This window comes from Pseudomonas sp. TSRC2-2 (genome assembly GCF_049897785.1).
Lineage (GTDB): Bacteria > Pseudomonadota > Gammaproteobacteria > Pseudomonadales > Pseudomonadaceae > Aquipseudomonas.
Genome location: NZ_JAFCWZ010000008.1, coordinates 22,985 through 43,524 on the forward strand (window position 1 = coordinate 22,985; position 20,540 = coordinate 43,524).

30 protein-coding genes are annotated in these 20,540 nt (G+C 56.5%); 29 read left to right on the forward strand and 1 reads right to left on the reverse strand.

Going from position 1 to position 20,540, the window contains the following annotated elements; all coding sequences use genetic code 11:
* Positions 1-9: 9 nt before the first annotated feature.
* The 26 genes from rplB (at position 10) to bfr (ending at position 14,068) form a co-directional block, all read left to right on the forward strand.
* Positions 10-834 (forward strand): 50S ribosomal protein L2, encoded by an 825-nt coding sequence (gene rplB / locus ACP7D9_RS17075; RefSeq protein ID WP_016772943.1) that lies wholly within the window; start codon positions 10-12, stop codon positions 832-834.
* A gap of 16 nt (positions 835-850) precedes the next feature.
* Positions 851-1,126 (forward strand): 30S ribosomal protein S19, encoded by a 276-nt coding sequence (rpsS, locus tag ACP7D9_RS17080; RefSeq protein ID WP_011336172.1) that lies wholly within the window; start codon positions 851-853, stop codon positions 1,124-1,126.
* A gap of 11 nt (positions 1,127-1,137) precedes the next feature.
* A complete protein-coding gene (rplV, locus tag ACP7D9_RS17085; RefSeq protein WP_003103908.1) occupies positions 1,138-1,470 on the forward strand; it encodes a 50S ribosomal protein L22 in 333 nt (110 codons plus the stop codon).
* Positions 1,471-1,483: 13 nt separating this feature from the next.
* Entirely contained in the window at positions 1,484-2,170 is a 687-nt protein-coding gene (gene rpsC / locus ACP7D9_RS17090; RefSeq protein ID WP_003176422.1) for a 30S ribosomal protein S3, read from the forward strand.
* Between the two features lie 12 nt (positions 2,171-2,182).
* Positions 2,183-2,596 (forward strand): 50S ribosomal protein L16, encoded by a 414-nt coding sequence (gene rplP, locus ACP7D9_RS17095; RefSeq protein WP_003228729.1) that lies wholly within the window; start codon positions 2,183-2,185, stop codon positions 2,594-2,596.
* Positions 2,596-2,787 (forward strand): 50S ribosomal protein L29, encoded by a 192-nt coding sequence (gene rpmC / locus ACP7D9_RS17100; protein WP_002555481.1) that lies wholly within the window; start codon positions 2,596-2,598, stop codon positions 2,785-2,787. Before rplP ends, rpmC begins: the two co-directional genes overlap by 1 nt.
* Before the next feature lie 2 nt (positions 2,788-2,789).
* A complete protein-coding gene (rpsQ, locus tag ACP7D9_RS17105; RefSeq protein WP_003194644.1) occupies positions 2,790-3,056 on the forward strand; it encodes a 30S ribosomal protein S17 in 267 nt (88 codons plus the stop codon).
* 23 nt (positions 3,057-3,079) lie between these two features.
* Entirely contained in the window at positions 3,080-3,448 is a 369-nt protein-coding gene (gene rplN / locus ACP7D9_RS17110; protein WP_002555479.1) for a 50S ribosomal protein L14, read from the forward strand.
* Between the two features lie 11 nt (positions 3,449-3,459).
* The gene (gene rplX / locus ACP7D9_RS17115; protein ID WP_003186046.1) at positions 3,460-3,774 is read left to right on the forward strand and encodes a 50S ribosomal protein L24; all 315 of its coding nucleotides are present in this window, start codon (positions 3,460-3,462) and stop codon (positions 3,772-3,774) included.
* A gap of 20 nt (positions 3,775-3,794) precedes the next feature.
* Positions 3,795-4,334, forward strand: a complete 540-nt coding sequence (gene rplE / locus ACP7D9_RS17120) for a 50S ribosomal protein L5 (protein WP_003210069.1) — start codon at positions 3,795-3,797, stop codon at positions 4,332-4,334.
* 13 nt (positions 4,335-4,347) lie between these two features.
* Positions 4,348-4,653 (forward strand): 30S ribosomal protein S14, encoded by a 306-nt coding sequence (gene rpsN, locus ACP7D9_RS17125; protein ID WP_003186042.1) that lies wholly within the window; start codon positions 4,348-4,350, stop codon positions 4,651-4,653.
* A 208-nt stretch (positions 4,654-4,861) separates the two neighbouring features.
* Positions 4,862-5,254 (forward strand): 30S ribosomal protein S8, encoded by a 393-nt coding sequence (rpsH, locus tag ACP7D9_RS17130; protein WP_016772944.1) that lies wholly within the window; start codon positions 4,862-4,864, stop codon positions 5,252-5,254.
* Positions 5,255-5,266: 12 nt separating this feature from the next.
* A complete protein-coding gene (gene rplF, locus ACP7D9_RS17135; RefSeq protein ID WP_007966176.1) occupies positions 5,267-5,800 on the forward strand; it encodes a 50S ribosomal protein L6 in 534 nt (177 codons plus the stop codon).
* A gap of 10 nt (positions 5,801-5,810) precedes the next feature.
* On the forward strand, positions 5,811-6,161 hold the full coding sequence (gene rplR, locus ACP7D9_RS17140) for a 50S ribosomal protein L18 (RefSeq protein WP_003186037.1): 351 nt from the start codon (positions 5,811-5,813) through the stop codon (positions 6,159-6,161).
* A 3-nt stretch (positions 6,162-6,164) separates the two neighbouring features.
* Entirely contained in the window at positions 6,165-6,665 is a 501-nt protein-coding gene (gene rpsE / locus ACP7D9_RS17145) for a 30S ribosomal protein S5 (protein ID WP_007955637.1), read from the forward strand.
* Between the two features lie 2 nt (positions 6,666-6,667).
* On the forward strand, positions 6,668-6,844 hold the full coding sequence (gene rpmD / locus ACP7D9_RS17150; protein WP_003176408.1) for a 50S ribosomal protein L30: 177 nt from the start codon (positions 6,668-6,670) through the stop codon (positions 6,842-6,844).
* A 3-nt stretch (positions 6,845-6,847) separates the two neighbouring features.
* The gene (rplO, locus tag ACP7D9_RS17155; protein WP_003228720.1) at positions 6,848-7,285 is read left to right on the forward strand and encodes a 50S ribosomal protein L15; all 438 of its coding nucleotides are present in this window, start codon (positions 6,848-6,850) and stop codon (positions 7,283-7,285) included.
* Positions 7,286-8,614 carry a preprotein translocase subunit SecY gene (secY, locus tag ACP7D9_RS17160; protein WP_016772945.1) on the forward strand — a complete coding sequence of 443 codons (1,329 nt, stop codon included), beginning with the start codon at positions 7,286-7,288 and terminating at the stop codon, positions 8,612-8,614.
* A gap of 27 nt (positions 8,615-8,641) precedes the next feature.
* On the forward strand, positions 8,642-8,758 hold the full coding sequence (rpmJ, locus tag ACP7D9_RS17165; RefSeq protein ID WP_002555468.1) for a 50S ribosomal protein L36: 117 nt from the start codon (positions 8,642-8,644) through the stop codon (positions 8,756-8,758).
* A gap of 130 nt (positions 8,759-8,888) precedes the next feature.
* Positions 8,889-9,245 carry a 30S ribosomal protein S13 gene (gene rpsM, locus ACP7D9_RS17170; protein ID WP_003186020.1) on the forward strand — a complete coding sequence of 119 codons (357 nt, stop codon included), beginning with the start codon at positions 8,889-8,891 and terminating at the stop codon, positions 9,243-9,245.
* A 30-nt stretch (positions 9,246-9,275) separates the two neighbouring features.
* On the forward strand, positions 9,276-9,665 hold the full coding sequence (gene rpsK / locus ACP7D9_RS17175; protein ID WP_002555466.1) for a 30S ribosomal protein S11: 390 nt from the start codon (positions 9,276-9,278) through the stop codon (positions 9,663-9,665).
* A gap of 18 nt (positions 9,666-9,683) precedes the next feature.
* A complete protein-coding gene (rpsD, locus tag ACP7D9_RS17180; RefSeq protein WP_003176404.1) occupies positions 9,684-10,304 on the forward strand; it encodes a 30S ribosomal protein S4 in 621 nt (206 codons plus the stop codon).
* Between the two features lie 22 nt (positions 10,305-10,326).
* Positions 10,327-11,328: a DNA-directed RNA polymerase subunit alpha gene (locus tag ACP7D9_RS17185; protein WP_016772946.1), complete on the forward strand. Its 1,002-nt coding sequence runs from the start codon at positions 10,327-10,329 to the stop codon at positions 11,326-11,328.
* Between the two features lie 42 nt (positions 11,329-11,370).
* On the forward strand, positions 11,371-11,757 hold the full coding sequence (gene rplQ, locus ACP7D9_RS17190) for a 50S ribosomal protein L17 (RefSeq protein ID WP_003176402.1): 387 nt from the start codon (positions 11,371-11,373) through the stop codon (positions 11,755-11,757).
* Positions 11,758-11,996: 239 nt separating this feature from the next.
* Positions 11,997-13,451 carry a catalase gene (locus tag ACP7D9_RS17195; protein ID WP_426158736.1) on the forward strand — a complete coding sequence of 485 codons (1,455 nt, stop codon included), beginning with the start codon at positions 11,997-11,999 and terminating at the stop codon, positions 13,449-13,451.
* 149 nt (positions 13,452-13,600) lie between these two features.
* Positions 13,601-14,068 carry a bacterioferritin gene (gene bfr, locus ACP7D9_RS17200; RefSeq protein WP_130912285.1) on the forward strand — a complete coding sequence of 156 codons (468 nt, stop codon included), beginning with the start codon at positions 13,601-13,603 and terminating at the stop codon, positions 14,066-14,068.
* Positions 14,069-14,133: 65 nt separating this feature from the next.
* Here the strand turns inward: bfr and uvrA are convergent, their stop codons facing one another.
* A complete protein-coding gene (uvrA, locus tag ACP7D9_RS17205) occupies positions 14,134-16,968 on the reverse strand; it encodes an excinuclease ABC subunit UvrA (RefSeq protein ID WP_426158738.1) in 2,835 nt (944 codons plus the stop codon).
* 190 nt (positions 16,969-17,158) lie between these two features.
* On the opposite strand from uvrA, the gene ACP7D9_RS17210 reads away from it, so the two are divergent.
* From ACP7D9_RS17210 to ACP7D9_RS17220, 3 genes are all read left to right on the forward strand, one after another.
* Positions 17,159-18,556, forward strand: a complete 1,398-nt coding sequence (locus ACP7D9_RS17210; RefSeq protein ID WP_426158740.1) for an MFS transporter — start codon at positions 17,159-17,161, stop codon at positions 18,554-18,556.
* A gap of 9 nt (positions 18,557-18,565) precedes the next feature.
* Entirely contained in the window at positions 18,566-19,087 is a 522-nt protein-coding gene (locus ACP7D9_RS17215; RefSeq protein WP_042610650.1) for a single-stranded DNA-binding protein, read from the forward strand.
* A 247-nt stretch (positions 19,088-19,334) separates the two neighbouring features.
* The gene (locus ACP7D9_RS17220) at positions 19,335-20,540 is read left to right on the forward strand and encodes an acyltransferase family protein (RefSeq protein WP_426158742.1); all 1,206 of its coding nucleotides are present in this window, start codon (positions 19,335-19,337) and stop codon (positions 20,538-20,540) included.

Consider the following 20,540-nt stretch of genomic DNA (forward strand, 5'->3'; position numbering starts at 1 on the left):
GGGTGCATCATGGCAATCGTTAAATGCAAACCGACTTCCCCTGGCCGCCGTTTTGTGGTCAAGGTGGTCAACCAGGAGCTGCATAAAGGCGCTCCTCACGCACCGCTGCTCGAGAAAAAATCGAAGTCTGGTGGTCGTAACAACAATGGCCGTATTACCACGCGTCACATCGGTGGAGGTCACAAGCAGCATTACCGTATGGTCGATTTCCGTCGCAACGACAAAGATGGCATCGTCGCCACTGTCGAGCGTATCGAATACGATCCAAACCGTACTGCTCACATCGCACTGCTCTGCTACGCAGACGGCGAGCGCCGCTACATCATCGCCCCTAAAGGCGTGAGTGCTGGCGACCAGCTGATCGCAGGTGCTTTGGCTCCAATCAAGCCAGGGAACGCTCTGCAACTGCGCAACATTCCAGTCGGTTCTACCGTACACGGCATCGAATTGAAGCCAGGTAAAGGCGCACAGATCGCTCGTTCCGCTGGTGCTTCGGCTCAGCTGATCGCTCGTGAAGGTGTCTACGTGACCCTGCGTCTGCGTTCCGGTGAGATGCGTAAAGTCCTGGCTGAATGCCGTGCGACCCTGGGTGAAGTCTCGAACTCCGAGCACAGCCTGCGTTCGCTGGGTAAAGCTGGTGCCAAACGCTGGCGTGGCGTTCGCCCAACCGTTCGTGGTGTTGCCATGAACCCGGTTGACCACCCACATGGTGGTGGTGAAGGTCGTACCTCTGGTGGTCGTCATCCGGTATCGCCATGGGGCTTCCCGACTAAGGGCGCGAAGACTCGTGGTAATAAGCGTACCGACAAAATGATCGTCCGTCGTCGCAAGTAAATAGAGGGATACGACAGTGCCACGTTCTCTGAAAAAAGGTCCTTTTATTGATCTTCACCTACTGAAGAAGATCGAAGTGGCGGCGGAAAAGAACGATCGCAAACCAATTAAAACCTGGTCGCGTCGTTCCATGATCCTGCCACAAATGGTCGGTCTGACCATCGCAGTACACAACGGTCGTCAGCACGTCCCGGTTCTCGTTAACGAAGACATGGTCGGCCACAAACTGGGCGAGTTCGCCGGTACCCGCAACTATCGCGGGCACGTGGCTGACAAGAAAGCCAAGCGTTAAGGGGTAAGGAAATGGAAGTAGCCGCTAAGTTGTCGGGCGCTCGAATCTCCGCCCAGAAAGCCCGCTTGGTCGCCGACCAGATCCGCGGGAAGAAGGTGGGCGAAGCGCTCAACCTGTTGGCTTTCAGCAGTAAGAAAGCCGCCGAGATCATGAAAAAAGTGCTGGAGTCGGCCGTAGCCAACGCCGAGCATAACGAAGGCGCAGACGTTGATGACCTGAAGGTCAGCACCGTTTTCGTCAACGAAGGGCGTTCGCTGAAGCGCATCATGCCACGTGCCAAAGGCCGTGCTGATCGCATCGTCAAGCGGTCTTGCCATATCACTGTCAAGGTTGCTGACAAGTAACGGAGTCGAAGAGATGGGTCAGAAAGTACATCCCATTGGCATTCGCCTGGGAATCGTCAAGGAGCACACCTCCGTCTGGTACGCAGACGGTCGGACTTATGCGGACTATTTGTTCGCAGATCTGAAAGTGCGTGAGTATCTCCAAGACAAACTAAAAAGCGCGTCCGTAAGCCGTATCGATATCCATCGTCCGGCCCAAACTGCACGCATCACCATTCACACCGCTCGTCCAGGTATCGTTATCGGGAAGAAAGGTGAAGATGTTGAGAAGCTGCGTCAGGACCTGACCAAGCAAATGGGTGTGCCTGTGCACATCAATATCGAAGAGATCCGCAAGCCGGAGCTCGACGGTATGCTGGTTGCGCAGAGCGTAGCTCAGCAGCTGGAGCGCCGTGTAATGTTTCGTCGCGCTATGAAGCGCGCAGTACAGAACGCCATGCGCATTGGTGCCAAAGGCATCAAAATCCAAGTGAGCGGTCGTCTCGGCGGTGCTGAAATCGCACGTACTGAATGGTATCGCGAAGGTCGTGTGCCACTGCACACCCTGCGTGCCGACATCGACTATGCCAACTACGAAGCTCACACCACTTACGGTGTGATCGGTGTAAAGGTTTGGATCTTCAAAGGCGAAGTTATTGGTGGTCGCCAAGAAGAACTGAAACCACAAGCACCAGCGCCTCGTAAAAAAGCTGCTAAGTAAGGGGTACGCCAAATGTTGCAACCAAAGCGTACGAAGTTCCGCAAGCAGATGACCGGCCACAACCGTGGTCTGGCACTGCGCGGTAGCAAAGTCAGCTTCGGCGAGTTCGCGCTGAAGTCTGTTGCTCGTGGTCGTCTCACCGCTCGTCAGATCGAGTCAGCGCGTCGTGCTCTGACCCGTCACGTAAAACGTGGCGGCAAGATCTGGATCCGTGTATTCCCGGACAAGCCGATCTCCAAGAAACCTCTCGAGGTTCGTATGGGTAAAGGTAAGGGTAACGTGGAGTACTGGGTTGCCCAGATTCAGCCAGGCAAAGTCCTGTATGAAATCGAGGGTGTTTCTGAAGAGCTGGCGCGTGAGGCTTTCGCCCTGGCTGCTGCAAAGCTGCCGCTCGCCACCTCCTTTGTTAAACGGACGGTGATGTGATGAAAGCGAATGAACTTCGTGAAAAATCCGCACAGCAGCTGAACGAGCAACTGCTCGGCTTGCTGCGCGACCAGTTCAATCTGCGCATGCAGAAAGCAACTGGCCAGTTGGGGCAGTCTCATCTGCTCTCGCAAGTTAAGCGTGACATCGCTCGCGTGAAGACTGTGCTCAACCAGCAGGCAGGTAAGTGATCATGGCTGAAGCCGAAAAAACTGTCCGTACGCTGACTGGCCGTGTTGTCAGCGACAAGATGGACAAAACCATCACCGTTCTGATCGAGCGTCGCGTAAAGCACCCGATCTACGGTAAATACGTTAAGCGTTCGACTAAGCTGCACGCGCACGACGAAACCAATCAGTGCCACATCGGCGACAAAGTCACTATTCGTGAAACTCGTCCGATGGCTAAGACCAAGTCTTGGGCGCTGGTTGATGTTCTCGAACGCGCTGTGGAAGTCTAAGGGCTAGGGGTCGGAGAAATTATATGATTCAGACTCAATCCATGCTCGATGTGGCCGATAACAGCGGCGCTCGCCGTGTTATGTGCATCAAGGTGCTGGGTGGCTCCCATCGTCGTTACGCTGGTATCGGTGACATCATCAAAGTTACCGTGAAGGAAGCAATTCCTCGCGGTAAGGTGAAAAAAGGCCAAGTGATGACTGCTGTTGTAGTCCGCACTCGTCACGGCGTACGTCGTGCTGATGGCTCCATTATCCGCTTTGATGGCAACGCTGCTGTTCTTCTGAACAACAAGCAAGAGCCGATCGGCACCCGTATCTTTGGGCCAGTGACCCGTGAACTTCGTACTGAGAAGTTCATGAAGATCGTCTCGCTCGCCCCAGAAGTGCTGTAAGGAGATCCGACATGCAAAAGATTCGTCGTGACGACGAGATCATCGTGATCGCCGGCAAAGACAAAGGTAAGCGCGGTAAGGTGCTGAAGGTTCTTGCTGACAACCGTCTGGTTGTTGGTGGTCTGAACCTGGTCAAGCGTCATACCAAGCCTAACCCGATGTCGGGCGTACAGGGCGGTATCGTCGAGAAAGAAGCGCCACTGCACGCTTCCAACGTCGCCATCTTCAATGGCGAAACCAACAAGGCTGACCGCGTTGGTTTCAAAGTAGAAGACGGTAAGAAAATTCGTGTCTTCAAGTCGACCCAAAAAGCGGTTGATGCTTGAACACTGCTAGGTAGAAGACCATGGCACGACTAAAAGAGATTTACCGGAAGGAAATCGCTCCGAAACTTAAGGAAGAACTTAAGCTTTCGAACGTGATGGAAGTTCCGCGCGTTACCAAAATCACCCTGAACATGGGTCTGGGCGAAGCGATCGGCGACAAAAAAGTCATCGAGCACGCTGTTGCTGACCTGGAAAAGATCACCGGCCAGAAAGTCGTTGTGACCTACGCTCGCAAATCCATCGCTGGCTTCAAAGTCCGCGAAGGATGGCCGATCGGCGTCAAAGTGACTCTGCGCCGTGAGCGTATGTACGAGTTCCTGGATCGTCTGCTGTCGATCTCCCTGCCTCGGGTTCGCGACTTCCGCGGCCTGAATGCCAAGTCCTTCGATGGTCGTGGTAACTACAGCATGGGCGTGAAAGAGCAGATCATCTTCCCGGAAATCGACTACGACAAGATCGATGCTCTCCGCGGTCTGGACATTACCCTGACCACCACTGCCAAGAACGATGATGAGGGCCGCGCTCTGCTGCGTGCTTTCAAATTCCCGTTCCGCAACTGATTGGAGTAGGAAAATGGCCAAGAAGAGCATGAAAAACCGTGAGCTGAAACGTCAGCTCACCGTTGCCAAGTACGCCACCAAGCGTGCAGCGCTGAAAGCTATCATCGTCGATCTGAACGCAAGTCCAGAAGCGCGTTGGGAAGCTACCGTAGCTCTGCAGAAGCAACCACGTGACGCAAGCGCTTCGCGCATGCGTAACCGTTGCCGCCTGACTGGTCGTCCGCACGGCGTGTACCGCAAGTTCGGCCTCGGCCGTAACATGCTGCGTCAAGCTGCAATGCGTGGTGACGTACCAGGTCTGGTTAAAGCCAGCTGGTAATAGTTGTCAAAGTCTCGATGTTCGGGTTCGCAAGAACCTGACCATCGGTGGCCTTGAATCTGAATCAAGCCCCTTTTGGGGCTTGATTCATTTCTGGGGTGTGTCTAGAATGACCGGCTCGCCTGAGCCCGTGTTTTTATGCCCGGAAGTTCTCGGCGACAAGTAGTAGCCGCAAGGCTAATTTTTTTGTATTAGGAGCGTCTAGCCCATGAGTATGCAGGACCCGTTAGCGGACATGCTAACTCGAATCCGTAATGCCCAGATGGCTGAAAAGTCTGTCGTAAGCATGCCGTCTTCCACGTTGAAGGCTGCTGTAGCAAAAGTCCTGAAGGACGAAGGTTACATCGCGGATTTTCAGATCACCACCGACGCCAAGCCGTCGTTGTCCATCTCGCTGAAGTACTTCGAGGGCCGTCCGGTTATCGAAGAAGTGAAGCGCGTTAGTCGTCCAGGCCTGCGTCAGTACAAGTCCGTTGAAGATCTGCCAAAAGTTCGTGGCGGTCTCGGCGTGTCTATCGTCTCCACCAACAAAGGTGTGATGACGGATCGTGCTGCGCGCGCTGCCGGTGTCGGCGGCGAAGTTCTTTGCACTGTGTTCTAAGGGGGGATAAGCATGTCTCGCGTCGCTAAGAACCCCGTTAAGCTGCCAGCCGGTGTCGAAGTCAAATTCGCAGGCCAACAGCTTTCGGTGAAGGGTGCCAAGGGTACTCTTGAACTGAACATCCATTCGTCCGTTGAGATCGTTGAGGAAGCTGGTGAGCTGCGTTTTGCTGCTCGCAACGGCGATCAACAAACTCGCGCAATGGCCGGTACCACGCGTGCGTTGGTAAACAACATGGTCCAGGGCGTAAGCCAAGGCTTTGAGCGCAAGCTCCAGCTGGTCGGTGTTGGTTACAAAGCGCAAGCAAAAGGTCAGGTTCTGAACCTGGCTCTTGGCTTCTCGCACCCAGTGGATTACGAACTGCCGCAAGGCATCACCGCTGAGACTCCTAGCCAGACCGATATCCTGATCAAGGGCATCGACAAGCAGCTGGTAGGTCAAGTGGCCGCCGAGATCCGCGACTTCCGTCCACCAGAGCCGTACAAAGGCAAAGGTGTGCGCTACGCGGACGAAGTCGTCCGTCGTAAAGAAGCCAAGAAGAAGTAGGGCATAGCAAATGACCGACAAAAAAGTTACTCGACTGCGTCGCGCTCGCAAAGCACGCCTGAAAATGCACGAACTCGAAGTCGTGCGTCTCTGCGTGTTCCGCTCGTCGCAGCACATATACGCCCAGGTCATCTCGGCCGACGGCAACAAAGTCTTGGCAAGTGCCTCGACTTTGGATAAAGAACTGCGTGATGGTGCCACTGGCAACATCGACGCGGCCACAAAGGTTGGCCAGCTGGTCGCTACGCGTGCTAAGGCCGCTGGCGTATCGCAAGTGGCTTTCGACCGCTCTGGCTTCAAGTACCACGGCCGCGTTAAAGCGCTGGCTGATGCTGCTCGTGAAGCTGGGCTGGAGTTCTAAGTTATGTCAAATAACGACCAAAAGCGCGACGAAGGCTACATCGAGAAGCTGGTTCAAGTTAACCGCGTAGCCAAAACCGTTAAAGGCGGCCGTATCTTCACTTTCACCGCGTTGACCGTGGTTGGTGATGGTAAAGGGCGTGTTGGCTTCGGCCGTGGCAAGTCGCGTGAAGTGCCTGCTGCGATCCAGAAGGCAATGGAAGCTGCTCGCCGCAACATGATTCAAGTTGACCTGAACGGCACCACTCTGCAGTACGCAATGAAATCCGCCCATGGCGCTTCGAAGGTGTACATGCAGCCTGCTTCTGAAGGTACCGGTATCATCGCTGGCGGCGCTATGCGTGCTGTCCTCGAAGTTGCTGGCGTTCAGAACGTTCTGGCCAAGTGCTACGGCTCGACCAACCCGGTAAACGTGGTTCACGCCACTTTCAAGGGTCTGAAGGCTATGCAGTCTCCTGAGTCCATCGCTGCCAAGCGTGGCCTGCGTGTTGAGGAGATCAAGTAATCATGGCTACTGTTAAAGTAACGCTGATCAAAAGCATGACCGGCCGCATCCCTAACCACAAACTGTGCGTTAAGGGTCTGGGTCTGCGTCGCATCGGTCACACTGTGGAAGTCCAGGATACTCCCGAGAATCGCGGGATGATCAACAAGGCTTACTACATGCTGCGTGTCGAGGGTTAATCGATGAAACTCAATGATCTGAGTCCAGCGCCGGGTTCCCGTCGCGAAAAGCATCGTCCGGGCCGTGGTATCGGTAGTGGTTTGGGCAAGACTGGTGGCCGTGGTCACAAAGGTCAGACCTCCCGCTCCGGTGGCACCATCGCTCCAGGCTTTGAAGGCGGTCAACAGCCGCTGCATCGTCGCCTGCCTAAGTTCGGTTTCGTTTCTCTGAAGGCCATGGATCGCGCAGAAGTGCGTCTGTCCGAGTTGGCTAAAGTGGAAGGCGACATCGTTACTGTGCAGTCCCTGAAAGATGCCAACGTGATCAACGTCAACGTACAGCGTGTGAAAATCATGCTGTCCGGTGAAGTGACTCGCGCTGTCACTATCGGCAAGGGAATCGGCGCCACCAAAGGTGCGCGTGCGGCTATCGAAGCAGCTGGCGGCAAGTTCGAGGAATAAATGGCTAAGCAAGGTGCTCTCTCTGCGCTCGGCAAAGGCGGTATGTCTGAACTCTGGGCTCGTCTGCGTTTTCTGTTCCTGGCGATTATCGTCTACCGAATAGGCGCACACATCCCGGTTCCAGGTATCAACCCGGACCGTCTCGCGGACCTGTTTCGACAGAATGAGGGGACCATTCTTAGCTTGTTCAACATGTTTTCCGGCGGCGCGCTGGAGCGGATGAGCATCTTTGCACTGGGGATCATGCCGTACATTTCGGCATCGATCATCATGCAGCTGATGACCGCCGTCAGCCCGCAGCTGGAGCAGTTGAAGAAGGAAGGTGAAGCTGGCCGTCGCAAGATCAGCCAGTACACCCGCTACCTCACCGTCGCTCTCGCTCTGGTCCAGGCTATTGGCATGTCCATTGGTCTGGCGGGGCAGGGCGTCGCGTTCACTGGTGACTTTGGCTTCCATTTCGTCGCGGTAACCACATTTGTGGCTGGTGCGATGTTCATGATGTGGCTGGGTGAGCAGATTACTGAGCGTGGTGTTGGCAACGGTATCTCGATGTTGATCTTTTCGGGTATCGTCGCCGGTCTTCCGAGAGCAATCGGGCAGTCTTTCGAGTCTGCGCGTCAGGGCGATATCAACATCTTCGCCTTGGTTGCCATCGGTTTGCTGGCAGTAGCGATTATCGGTTTCGTGGTGTTCATTGAGCGTGGTCAGCGTCGCATTGCTGTTCACTACGCCAAGCGTCAGCAGGGCCGTAAGGTCTTTGCGGCGCAGACTAGCCACTTGCCGCTGAAGGTGAACATGGCCGGTGTTATTCCGGCTATTTTCGCGAGCAGCATTTTGCTGTTCCCGGCTTCGCTGGGTGCCTGGTTCGGTCAGTCTGAAGGTATGGGCTGGTTGCAGGACATCTCGCAGTCGATCGCTCCTGGTCAGCCGTTGAATATTCTGCTGTTTAGTGCAGGGATTATTTTCTTCTGCTTCTTCTATACGGCGTTGATGTTCAATCCGAAAGACGTAGCGGAAAACCTGAAGAAGTCCGGTGCCTTTATTCCGGGCATTCGTCCAGGTGAGCAGTCTGCACGCTATATTGATGGCGTTCTGACCCGCTTGACCCTGTTCGGTGCTCTTTACATGACGGCCGTGTGCCTGTTGCCCCAGTTCCTGGTGGTTGCAGCAAACGTTCCGTTCTACCTTGGCGGGACCTCGTTGCTGATCGTGGTCGTGGTTGTGATGGACTTCATGTCCCAAGTACAATCGCACCTCGTTTCGCACCAGTACGAATCCCTGATGAAGAAAGCCAACCTGAAGGGTTACGGCAGCGGCATGTTGCGCTGAGTACCCATAAGGTTCGAGGAGTTGGTGATGAAAGTTCGTGCATCGGTGAAAAAGCTGTGCCGTAACTGCAAGATTATTCGCCGCGAAGGTGTTGTTCGAGTAATTTGCAGCGCGGAACCGCGTCACAAACAGCGCCAAGGCTGAGTGTGATTGTGCTTCAAGCCCGGTAGCTAGTGCGCTACCGGGTTGATTATTTGTTATTACAGCGATATTATCTCGCGCCCTATTTCTTGGCTTCCGGGGCGTAGGTAGCTGTCAATTGGAGTCCCACTGAATGGCCCGTATTGCAGGCGTTAACATTCCAGATAACAAGCATACTGTTATCTCGCTGACCTACATCTATGGTGTTGGTCGCACTACTGCGCAGAAGATCTGTGCAGTGACTGGGGTAAACCCAGCAGCAAAGATCAAAGATCTGAGCGACGAGCAAATTGAACAGCTGCGTGGCGAAGTGGCGAAGTTCACCACTGAAGGTGACCTGCGTCGCGAAATCAACATGAAAATCAAGCGCTTGATGGACCTCGGTTGCTATCGCGGTCTGCGTCATCGTCGTGGTCTGCCAGTACGCGGTCAGCGTACCAAGACCAACGCGCGTACCCGTAAAGGTCCGCGTAAGCCGATCCGCAAGTAATCGCCCCAGCGAATCGACAGGAATTTAATCATGGCAAAACCTGCTGCTCGTCCTCGTAAAAAAGTTAAAAAGACAGTGGTTGATGGCATCGCCCACATCCATGCATCTTTTAACAACACCATCGTGACCATCACCGACCGTCAAGGTAACGCTCTTTCCTGGGCTACCTCCGGTGGTTCGGGTTTCCGCGGTTCCCGCAAGTCCACCCCGTTCGCTGCTCAAGTAGCTGCTGAGCGTGCTGGTCAAGCTGCGCTGGAATACGGCCTGAAAAACCTCGACGTCAACGTCAAGGGTCCAGGTCCAGGTCGTGAATCCGCAGTCCGCGCTTTGAACGGCTGTGGCTACAAGATCGCCAGCATCACCGACGTGACGCCAATCCCGCACAACGGGTGCCGTCCGCCGAAGAAGCGCCGCGTGTAATCCAGGAGATTGTAAAGAATGGCTCGTTACATTGGTCCAAAATGCAAACTCGCTCGTCGCGAAGGCACCGATCTCTTCCTGAAGAGCGGCGTGCGCGCGATCGAATCGAAGTGCAACATTGAAGCAGCACCTGGTATCCACGGCCAACGCCGCGGTCGCCAGTCCGACTACGGCACCCAACTGCGTGAAAAGCAGAAGGTCCGTCGTATCTACGGCGTTCTCGAGCGTCAGTTCAGCGGCTACTACAAAGAAGCTGCTGGCAAGAAAGGTGCAACCGGTGAAAACCTGCTGCAACTTCTCGAATGCCGTCTGGACAACGTTGTATACCGTATGGGCTTTGGTTCGACTCGTGCCGAATCCCGTCAGCTGGTATCGCACAAGTCGATCAGCGTCAACGGTCAGACCGTAAACGTTCCGTCGTATCAGGTTCGTGCTGGTGACGTGGTTGCAGTTCGCGAGAAAGCAAAAAACCAACTTCGCATTGTCCAAGCTCTCGATCTGTGTGCCCAACGTGGCCGCGTAGAATGGGTAGAAGTAGACACTGAGAAGAAGTCGGGCGTTTTCAAGAACGTTCCTGCTCGCAGTGATCTGTCCGCCGACATCAACGAAAGCCTGATTGTCGAGCTCTACTCCAAGTAAGGGCTAGAAAATAGGTGCATCCATGCAGATTTCGGTAAATGAGTTCCTGACACCCCGCCACATTGATGTGCAGGTTGTCAGTCCAACCCGCGCCAAGATCACTCTCGAGCCTCTCGAGCGTGGTTTTGGCCACACCCTGGGCAACGCGCTGCGCCGCATCCTGTTGTCCTCAATGCCCGGCTGCGCAGTAGTCGAGGCCGAGATTGACGGTGTGCTCCACGAGTACAGCGCCATCGAAGGTGTACAGGAAGACGTAATTGAAATCCTGTTGAACCTTAAAGGTCTGGCCATCAAGCTGCACGGTCGTGACGAAGTTACGCTGACCTTGTCGAAGAAGGGTTCGGGGGTGGTTACCGCTGCCGATATTCAGCTGGATCATGATGTCGAGATCGTTAATCCCGATCACGTAATCGCTAACCTGGCGTCTAACGGCGCCCTGAACATGAAGCTCACCGTAGCTCGTGGTCGTGGTTATGAACCAGCCGACTCGCGTCAGAGCGATGAAGACGAAAGCCGCAGCATCGGTCGCTTGCAGCTCGACTCTTCGTTCAGCCCGGTTCGCCGTATCGCCTACGTGGTGGAAAACGCCCGTGTCGAGCAGCGTACCAACCTGGACAAGCTGGTTATTGATCTGGAAACCAACGGTACTCTGGATCCTGAAGAGGCTATCCGTCGCGCTGCAACCATCCTGCAACAGCAGCTGGCTGCGTTCGTCGACCTCAAAGGTGAAAGTGAGCCGCTGGTTGTCGAGCAGGAAGACGAGATCGATCCGATCCTGCTTCGCCCGGTTGACGATCTGGAACTGACTGTACGTTCGGCTAACTGCCTTAAGGCGGAAAACATCTACTACATCGGCGACCTGATTCAGCGTACCGAAGTAGAGCTGTTGAAGACTCCGAACCTGGGCAAGAAATCCTTGACTGAAATCAAGGACGTTCTGGCCTCCCGCGGTCTGTCCCTCGGCATGCGCCTCGACAACTGGCCGCCTGCAAGTCTTAAGAAGGACGACAAGGCGACTGCCTGATCGTCGTAATCACCGAACGTAGTGTTTGGTAAGGAATGAACCATGCGTCATCGTAAAAGTGGTCGTCACCTGAGCCGCACCAGCTCGCACCGCAAGGCCATGTTCCAAAACATGGCGGTGTCGCTGTTCGAGCACGAGCTGATCAAAACTACTCTGCCAAAAGCCAAAGAACTGCGCCGCGTTGCCGAGCCGCTGATCACTCTGGCCAAGACAGACAGCCTGGCTAACCGCCGTCTGGCTTTCGACCGTACTCGTTCGAAAGCAATCGTTGGTAAGCTCTTCAACGACCTGGGCAAGCGTTACGCTACCCGTGAGGGTGGCTACCTGCGCATCCTCAAGTGCGGTTTCCGTGCTGGCGACAACGCGCCTATGGCGTACGTCGAGTTGGTTGATCGTGCTACTGCTGGCGAAGCTGTATCCGCCGAGTAAGACGTCAGTCTGAAACGAAAAACCGGGCCTAGTGCCCGGTTTTTTGTGCCTGTAACAAATGCGCCGTTTGTACAAGTTTCTGACATGGTTGAACTGCCACTATGTGCTGGGAAAACATTATTAGTAATTATCTATCGATGCCTACAAGTTAATGAATTTGTAGCTAAACAGTCGATGATCAATACTTCCCGCCAAGCCCAGTAGCCGGCAGTTCAAGACTGACAGAGGAAGATGACCGCATGAGCCAGACCAAGACGCTTACAACCGCCAGTGGCGCACCCGTCGCTGATAACCAGAATTCTCGCTCCGCCGGCCCGCGCGGTCCGTTGCTGCTCGACGACTTTCATCTGATCGAAAAGCTCGCGCACTTCAATCGTGAAAATATTCCTGAGCGCCGTGTCCATGCAAAAGGCTCGGGCGCTTACGGTACGTTCACCGTTACCCGCGATATCACTGAATACACCAGTGCCAAATTGTTCGAGTCGGTAGGTAAACAAACGCCGACCTTTCTGCGCTTTTCCACCGTGGGTGGCGAGCGTGGCTCAGCCGACACCGAGCGCGACCCGCGCGGTTTTGCCTTGAAGTTCTACACCGAAGAAGGCAACTGGGACATCGTTGGCAACAACACGCCAGTATTCTTCATCCGTGATCCCCTGAAATTTCCTGACTTCATCCACACCCAGAAGCGTCTGCCGCAAAGCAATCTCAAAAGCGCTCAGATGATGTGGGACTTCTGGTCGCATTCGCCTGAGGCGCTGCACCAGGTCACCATTCTGTTTTCTGACCGCGGCATTCCTGACGGCTACCGTCACATGCACGGTTTCGGTAGCCACACCTACAGCCTGATCAACGCCAAAGGCGAGCGTCACTGGGTGAAGTGGCACTACAAAACCCAGCAAGGCATCAAGAACCTGGCGCCAGCCGACGCCGCGCGTTTGGCGGGTACCGATCCGGACTACGCGCAGCGTGACCTGTTCGAAGCGATCGAGCGTGGTGAATTTCCGAAATGGCGCGTGTGCATTCAGATCATGACCGAAGCGCAAGCGGCGACTCATTATGAAAATCCGTTCGACGTAACCAAGACTTGGTCGCAGAAGGAGTTTCCGCTGATCGAAGTTGGTGAGCTGGAGTTGAATCGTAACCCGCTGAACTACTTCGCTGAAGTTGAACAGGCTGCATTCGGCCCGAGCAACATGGTGCCAGGCGTTGGTCTGTCACCGGACCGTATGCTGCAGGGGCGCGTATTCGCCTACGCTGACGCACACCGCTACCGTGTCGGCACCAACCACCAGCAATTGCCGGTGAACGCACCACGCAGCCCGGTGAACACTTACCAGCGTGACGGGTCCATGGCGTTCGGCAGCAATGGCGGCGCAGCGCCAAACTACGAACCTAACAGCTACGTCGAATCGCCGAAACAAGCCCCACATTACGCCGAACCAGCGTTGGCCTTGAGCGGTGCCGCTGATCGCTACGATCACCGTGAAGACACCGATTACTACAGCCACGCGGGTGCCTTGTTCCGCTTGATGAGCGACGAGCAGAAAGCTCTGCTGGTCAGCAACATTGCCGGTGCCATGGCAGGTGTTTCAAGCGACGTCGTTGATCGCCAGTTGCAGCATTTTTACAAAGCTGATCCGGCGTACGGAGAAGCAATCGCAAAGCTGCTCAACGTACAGCTTAACGAAGTCTAAACGAGAAGCAGAACCGCCCTCATTTGGGCGGTTTTTGCGTTATTTAAGCTGCTTTTCTCGGAGATTCTTCGCTTTTCTTGCGCGCAGCGGGTGACCTTCCGGTCAGGTTGGTTCAAACTACAGACTTTCAGGCAGGGAGATGTAGGGCGATGCAAGGCCACCCAGACGTAATCGATTACCTCAACACGTTGCTGACCGGCGAACTGGCCGCGCGTGACCAATATTTCGTTCATTCGCGGATGTATGAGGACTGGGGGTTCACCAAGCTCTACGAGCGCATCAACCACGAGATGGAAGAAGAAGCCGGCCACGCCGATGCGTTGATGCGGCGGATTCTGATGCTCGAAGGCACCCCGCGCATGCGTCCGGATGATCTGGATGTTGGCACTACGGTGCCTACGATGCTCGAAGCCGATCTGCGCCTCGAATACAAAGTCCGCGCTGCGCTGTGCAAGGGCATCGAACTTTGCGAGCAACACCAGGACTATGTCAGCCGCGAAATTCTGCGGGTTCAGCTCAACGACACCGAAGAAGATCATACCTACTGGCTGGAAAAGCAGCTCGGCCTGATCAAGCTCATCGGTCTCGAGAACTACCTGCAATCCCACGCGTCCTGATTGCAATAGCTACGAAAAGGCCCCTGTCACTTCAACGGTGACAGGGGCTTTTTCATGCCTGACGGTTATGCCCGATCGCGGATCAGCAGCGGCTTGAGGTAATGGCCGGTGTGAGATTGCTTCATCTCGGCCACTTCCTCCGGGGTGCCGGTAGCAATGATCTGACCGCCCTTGGAACCGCCCTCGGGACCAAGATCCACCAGCCAGTCGGCGGTCTTGATCACATCGAGGTTGTGCTCGATGACCACCACGGTGTTGCCGTGATCGCGTAGACGATGCAGCACGTCGAGCAACTGCTGGATATCGGCGAAGTGCAAACCGGTGGTCGGTTCATCGAGGATGTACAAGGTTTTGCCGGTATCACGCTTGGACAGCTCGCGAGACAGCTTCACCCGCTGTGCCTCACCGCCAGAGAGCGTGGTCGCCGACTGCCCGAGCTTGATGTACGACAGGCCCACATCCATCAGCGTTTGCAGCTTGCGCGCCAGCGCCGGCACCGCGTCGAAGAACTCTCGGGCTTCTTCGATGGTCATCTCGAGAGTCTCGTGAATGCTCTTGCCCTTGTATTTGATCTCAAGGGTCTCGCGGTTGTAACGCTTGCTCTTGCACACATCGCAGGGCACGTAGATATCCGGCAGGAAGTGCATTTCCACCTTGATCAGGCCGTCGCCCTGACACGCCTCGCAGCGACCGCCCTTGACGTTGAACGAGAAACGCCCCGGGCCGTAACCACGGGAACGCGACTCGGGCACGCCAGCGAACAGTTCGCGGATCGGCGTGAACAGCCCGGTATAGGTCGCCGGGTTGGAACGTGGTGTGCGTCCAATCGGGCTCTGGTCGATATCCACAACTTTATCGAGGTGTTCCAGACCTTTGATGCTGTCGTGCGCGGCCGCTTCCAGCGTGGTCGCGCCATTGAGTGCCGTGGCGCTCAGCGGGAACAGCGTGTTGTTGATCAGCGTCGATTTGCCCGAACCGGACACGCCGGTCACGCACGTCAGCAGGCCGATCGGAATGTCCAGATCGACGTTGCGCAGGTTGTTGCCGCGCGCGCCTCTGAGCGACAGGTTGAGCTTCTTGTTGCGTGGTGTGCGTTTGGCCGGCACTTCGATCTTCACCCGGCCCGACAGGTACTTGCCGGTCAGCGAGTCAGGGTGCGCCATGACTTCGTCCGGTGTGCCTTCGGCAACGATCTGCCCACCATGTACGCCGGCGCCCGGACCGATGTCGACGACATAGTCAGCCAGGCGAATCGCGTCTTCGTCGTGTTCGACGACGATCACTGTGTTGCCGATGTCGCGCAAATGCTTGAGCGTGCCGAGCAGTCGGTCGTTGTCGCGCTGATGCAGGCCAATGGACGGTTCATCGAGGATGTACAGAACGCCGACCAGACCGGCGCCGATCTGACTGGCCAGACGAATCCGCTGCGCCTCGCCACCAGACAAGGTGTCGGCACTGCGATCCAGCGACAGGTAATCGAGGCCGACGTTGACCAGAAACTGCAGACGCTCGCGAATTTCCTTGAGAATCTTGTCGGCGATCTCGCCGCGCCGCCCGGTCATCTTCAGATCGGCGAAGTACTCGCAGGCGTCACCGATCGGCAGGTTGGTCACGGCCGGCAGGGTTTTCTCACCGACCCAGACGTGCCGTGCTTCGCGACGCAGACGTGTGCCACGGCAATCCGGGCAGGCCTGATGGCTGAGGAACTTGGCCAGCTCTTCGCGCACGCTCGCCGATTCTGTTTCGCGGTAACGGCGCTCAAGATTCGGCACGATACCTTCAAACGGGTGCGAGCGTTTGACGATGTCGCCACGGTCGTTGAGGTATTTGAAGTCGACGTTCTGCGAGCCGCTGCCGTGCAGGATGAACTTCTGCTGCTCGGCGCTCAGCTCGTTGAAGGGCTTGTCCAGGCTGAACTTGTAGTGTGAGGCGAGTGAGCCGAGCATCTGGAAGTAATAGACGTTGCGCCGGTCCCAGCCGCGGATCGCACCTTCGGCCAGGGTCAGCTCGCCATTGACCAGGCGCTTGATGTCGAAGAACTGCTTCACGCCCAGGCCATCGCAGGTCGGGCAGGCGCCGGCCGGGTTGTTGAAGGAGAACAGCTTGGGTTCCAGTTCGCTGATTGCGTGGCCGCAGATCGGGCAGGCGAAGCGTGCGGAGAAGATCATTTCTTCGCCAGGCTCGTCGTCCATCGGCGCCACCAGGGCAATGCCGTCGGCGAGTTTCAGCGCGGTCTCGAACGACTCGGCAAGACGTTGTTGCAGATCGGCGCGGACCTTGAAGCGGTCGACGATCACATCGATCGAATGCTTCTTTTGTTTATCCAGCTTCGGCAGCTCGTCGAGCTCGCAAATGCGTCCGTTGACCCGGGCGCGGACGAAACCCTGCGCACGCAATTCTTCGAAGACCGACAGGTGTTCGCCTTTGCGTTCGCGGATCACCGGTGCCAGCAACATCAGTTTGCTGCCTTCCGGCTGTGCCAGCACCAGATCGACCATCTGGCTGACGGTCTGCGCCTCCAGCGGAATGTCGTGATCCGGGCAACGCGGCGTACCGACGCGAGCGTAAAGCAAGCGCAGGTAGTCGTAGATTTCGGTGATGGTGCCGACCGTGGAACGCGGGTTGTGCGAGGTCGACTTCTGTTCGATGGAGATCGCCGGCGACAGGCCTTCGATGGTGTCGACGTCGGGTTTTTCCATCATCGACAGGAACTGGCGGGCGTAGGCCGACAGCGATTCGACATAGCGGCGCTGACCTTCGGCATACAGCGTGTCGAACGCCAGGGACGACTTGCCGGATCCGGACAGGCCGGTGATGACGATCAGTTTGTCCCGTGGCAGGGTCAGGTCGATGTTCTTCAGGTTGTGGGTACGGGCCCCACGTATCAGGATCTTGTCCAAAGTGGCCTCGCTCGGCGGGCGTCGAAAACGTAGGAGTATACGGGCAAATACTGGATGGATGCACACTATCCAACGAAGGCTTCTTGCCGTTCATGAAGAGAGTTTCATCTATACGCGTCATAGCGTCGCGATATACCCCGTCTTCCGATGGGACTGGTAGAATCGCCGCCGGTTCACACGAGGTTTTTCCATGCACGATCCCCACAGCGAACGCATGAGTGGCAGCGAGACCCGCGCGGCGAGCGGTCTGGCCCTGGTGTTCGCCTTCCGTATGCTGGGCATGTTCATGGTGTTGCCGGTGCTGGCGACCTATGGCATGGATCTGGCGGGAGCGACCCCGGCCCTGATCGGGCTGGCGATTGGCGCTTACGGCCTGACCCAGGCAATTTTCCAGATCCCCTTCGGGATCATTTCCGACAGGATCGGCCGTCGACCGGTGATTTATCTGGGACTGATCGTCTTCGCCCTCGGCAGTGTCCTCGCCTCGCAGGCCGATTCGATCTGGGGCGTGATCGCCGGGCGGATCCTGCAGGGCGCCGGGGCGATTTCCGCAGCGGTCATGGCGCTGCTGTCCGACCTGACCCGCGAACAGCATCGAACCAAAGCCATGGCGATGATCGGCATGACCATCGGCCTGTCGTTCGCCGTGGCCATGGTGGTCGGGCCGTTGCTGACCCGTGCCTTCGGGCTGTCCGGGTTGTTCCTTGCTACTGGCGGCATGGCGCTGGTCGGTATCCTGATCATCATGTTCATGGTGCCGCGCTCCACCGGGCCGTTGCAGCACCGTGAATCCGGGGTGGCGCGGCAGGCATTGCTGCCGACGCTCAAGCATCCGGACCTGCTGCGCCTTGATTTGGGCATCTTTGTGTTACATGCCATGTTGATGTCGAGCTTCGTCGCCTTGCCCCTGGCGCTGGTGGAAAAAGCCGGCCTGCCCAAGGAGCAGCACTGGTGGGTGTACCTCACCGCGCTGGTGATTTCCTTCTTCGCCATGATCCCTTTCATCATCTACGGCGAGAAGCGACGCAAAATGAAACGAGTTTTGCTCGGCGCCGTCATGACATTGATGCTGACTGAACTATTCTTCTGGCAGTTCGGCGACAGCCTGCGCGCTCTGGTGATTGGCACCGTGGTGTTCTTCACCGCGTTCAATCTGCTGGAGGCTTCGTTGCCATCGCTGATCAGCAAGGTTTCACCGGCAGGCGGCAAGGGCACGGCCATGGGCGTGTACTCCACCAGCCAGTTCCTCGGTTCGGCACTCGGCGGGATACTCGGCGGCTGGCTGTTTCAGCATGGCGGTCTGTCGGTTGTGTTCCTTGGATGTGCCGGGCTGGCTGCACTTTGGCTGGCCTTTGCTGTTACCATGCGCGAACCTCCCTACGTGACGAGCCTGCGCTTGCCGTTGTCGCCCGAAGCGATCCGCGAAGCGGGTCTGGTCGAGCGTCTCAAGGCCCTCGTAGGGGTAACGGATGCAGTGATAGTCGCCGAAGAGGCGGCTGTTTACATCAAACTGGACAAAGAATTAGTGGATCGCACGACCCTCGAACGCCTGGTCAACAACCCGGCCGGGGCTGCGTGCGACGCTTAGGAGAACGTTATGGCCCGTGGGGTTAACAAAGTCATATTGGTCGGCACTTGCGGCCAGGATCCCGAAGTTCGCTACCTGCCTAACGGTAACGCCGTGACCAACCTGAGTCTGGCCACCAGCGAACAATGGACCGACAAGCAAACCGGCCAGAAGGTCGAGAAGACCGAGTGGCACCGTGTTTCGATGTTCGGCAAGGTTGCCGAAATCGCCGGTGAATACCTGCGCAAGGGTTCGCAGGTGTACATCGAAGGCAAGCTGCAGACCCGTGAGTGGGAAAAGGACGGTATCAAGCGTTACACCACCGAAATCGTGGTCGACATGCAAGGCACCATGCAACTGCTCGGCGGCCGTCCACAACAGGGCGATCAGCAAGGCGGCGGCAACAACTACCAGCAGCAGGCGCCACGTCAGCAGGCTCCACGCCCGCAGCAGTCTGCTCCGCAGCAGCGTTCGGCTCCGCCAGCGCCTCAGCAGGCCGCACCGCAACCGGCTCCGGATTTCGACAGCTTCGATGACGATATTCCGTTCTGAGATTTGATCGCTTCCAGACAAAGCCCTCGCTATTGCGGGGGCTTTGTCGTTTTGCAGGGGCATCGATGAATAGAACGCCGACAGCAGACCGAAGAGTCCGGGTGGATATCCGGAAAAGATTTTGTACGGAGCCTTGAAGGTCGTCGCGGGCCGCTCCATGATCCCTTCGACGAATAACAAGTCAGCTCATTCGGCGTCGCTTGCAGGCGCTCGAACGCCTGTTTGCACATAAAAACAAGAGAGTCTCATGACCAGTCGCAAGAACAAGGAAATCGAGTATTTGCGCGGGGCGGCCATTCTCATGACGGTCCTGACCCATCTTCCACAACTGTTGCCATTCCACGATTCGTACCTGATGAACTTGTACAACGTGTATTCCCCATGGACCGGGGTAGATCTGTTCTTTTGTATTTCCGGTTACGTTGTCAGCAAGGCGTATCTCGACTATTTCGATAGCCACCGTGAGCAGCACAGGTTCGGATTGGCCGCCACGTCATTCTGGATCCGGCGGGCTTACCGTTTGCTGCCCACCGCGTGGTTATGGGTGCTGATACCGTTAGCGTTTTCGATTCTTTTCAACGAGTCGAATGCGTTCCAGTCGTGGTTTTATAACCTGCGCAGTTTTACTGCCGTGGCTACGTTCACGGGCAACCTGGCCAATCAGTACGGTTTGTTGCTCGGTCCTAACTCGGTGTACTGGAGTCTGGCGCTTGAGGAGCAGTTTTACCTCATCTTCCCGCTTTTTCTGCTGCTTGTGACATCGGCGCGCTGGCGGGTGATTGTCCTGCTTGCCTTGATCGCCCTGCAGTTCGGCTTTGATCGCAATGGCTTTGCCGCGCCCCCGGCACCGATGCTGTTTTCTTTCAGACTCGATGCGATGATGTGGGGTATTGTGCTCTGCCTGTTCTCCCGCACGCCGCTCTACCGGGACATCGAGCCAGTTGCGCTCGGTACCAGTGTGTTCAAGCGTCTGACGACTACGCTGTTTCTGCTGTATCTGTTGGGCGCGATTGCCGGGCAGATGATCGCGGTGCCGATTGCTGTCGGTCTGATCGCGATAACGGCTTTGATCATTGTCTGGCTGGCCAGCTATCAGAAAGGCTACATCTATTGCCCATCCATCTTCAGCGGGCTGTTCGAGTGGCTGGGTTCACGTTCCTACGCCTTGTACGTGGTGCACATATTTGCCTATCACCTGAGTACCGAGATATGGACGCGATTGGCCGCCAGCAGTGGCATGGCGCTGGGTGGCGGGCATACGGTTGAGCTTGTGCTCACCGCCTTGTTGATCATGGTGGTATGCAGCGAACTGAACTACCGCTTCGTCGAGACGCCACTGCGTCGTCGTGGTGCTGAAATCGCTCGTCGCAGACTGGCAGGAGTGGCAACGGTCGAACCCGCCAGAGAAGAGGTTGCGGTAACGAGCGGGCCGCGTACAACCGAACCGTCCTGA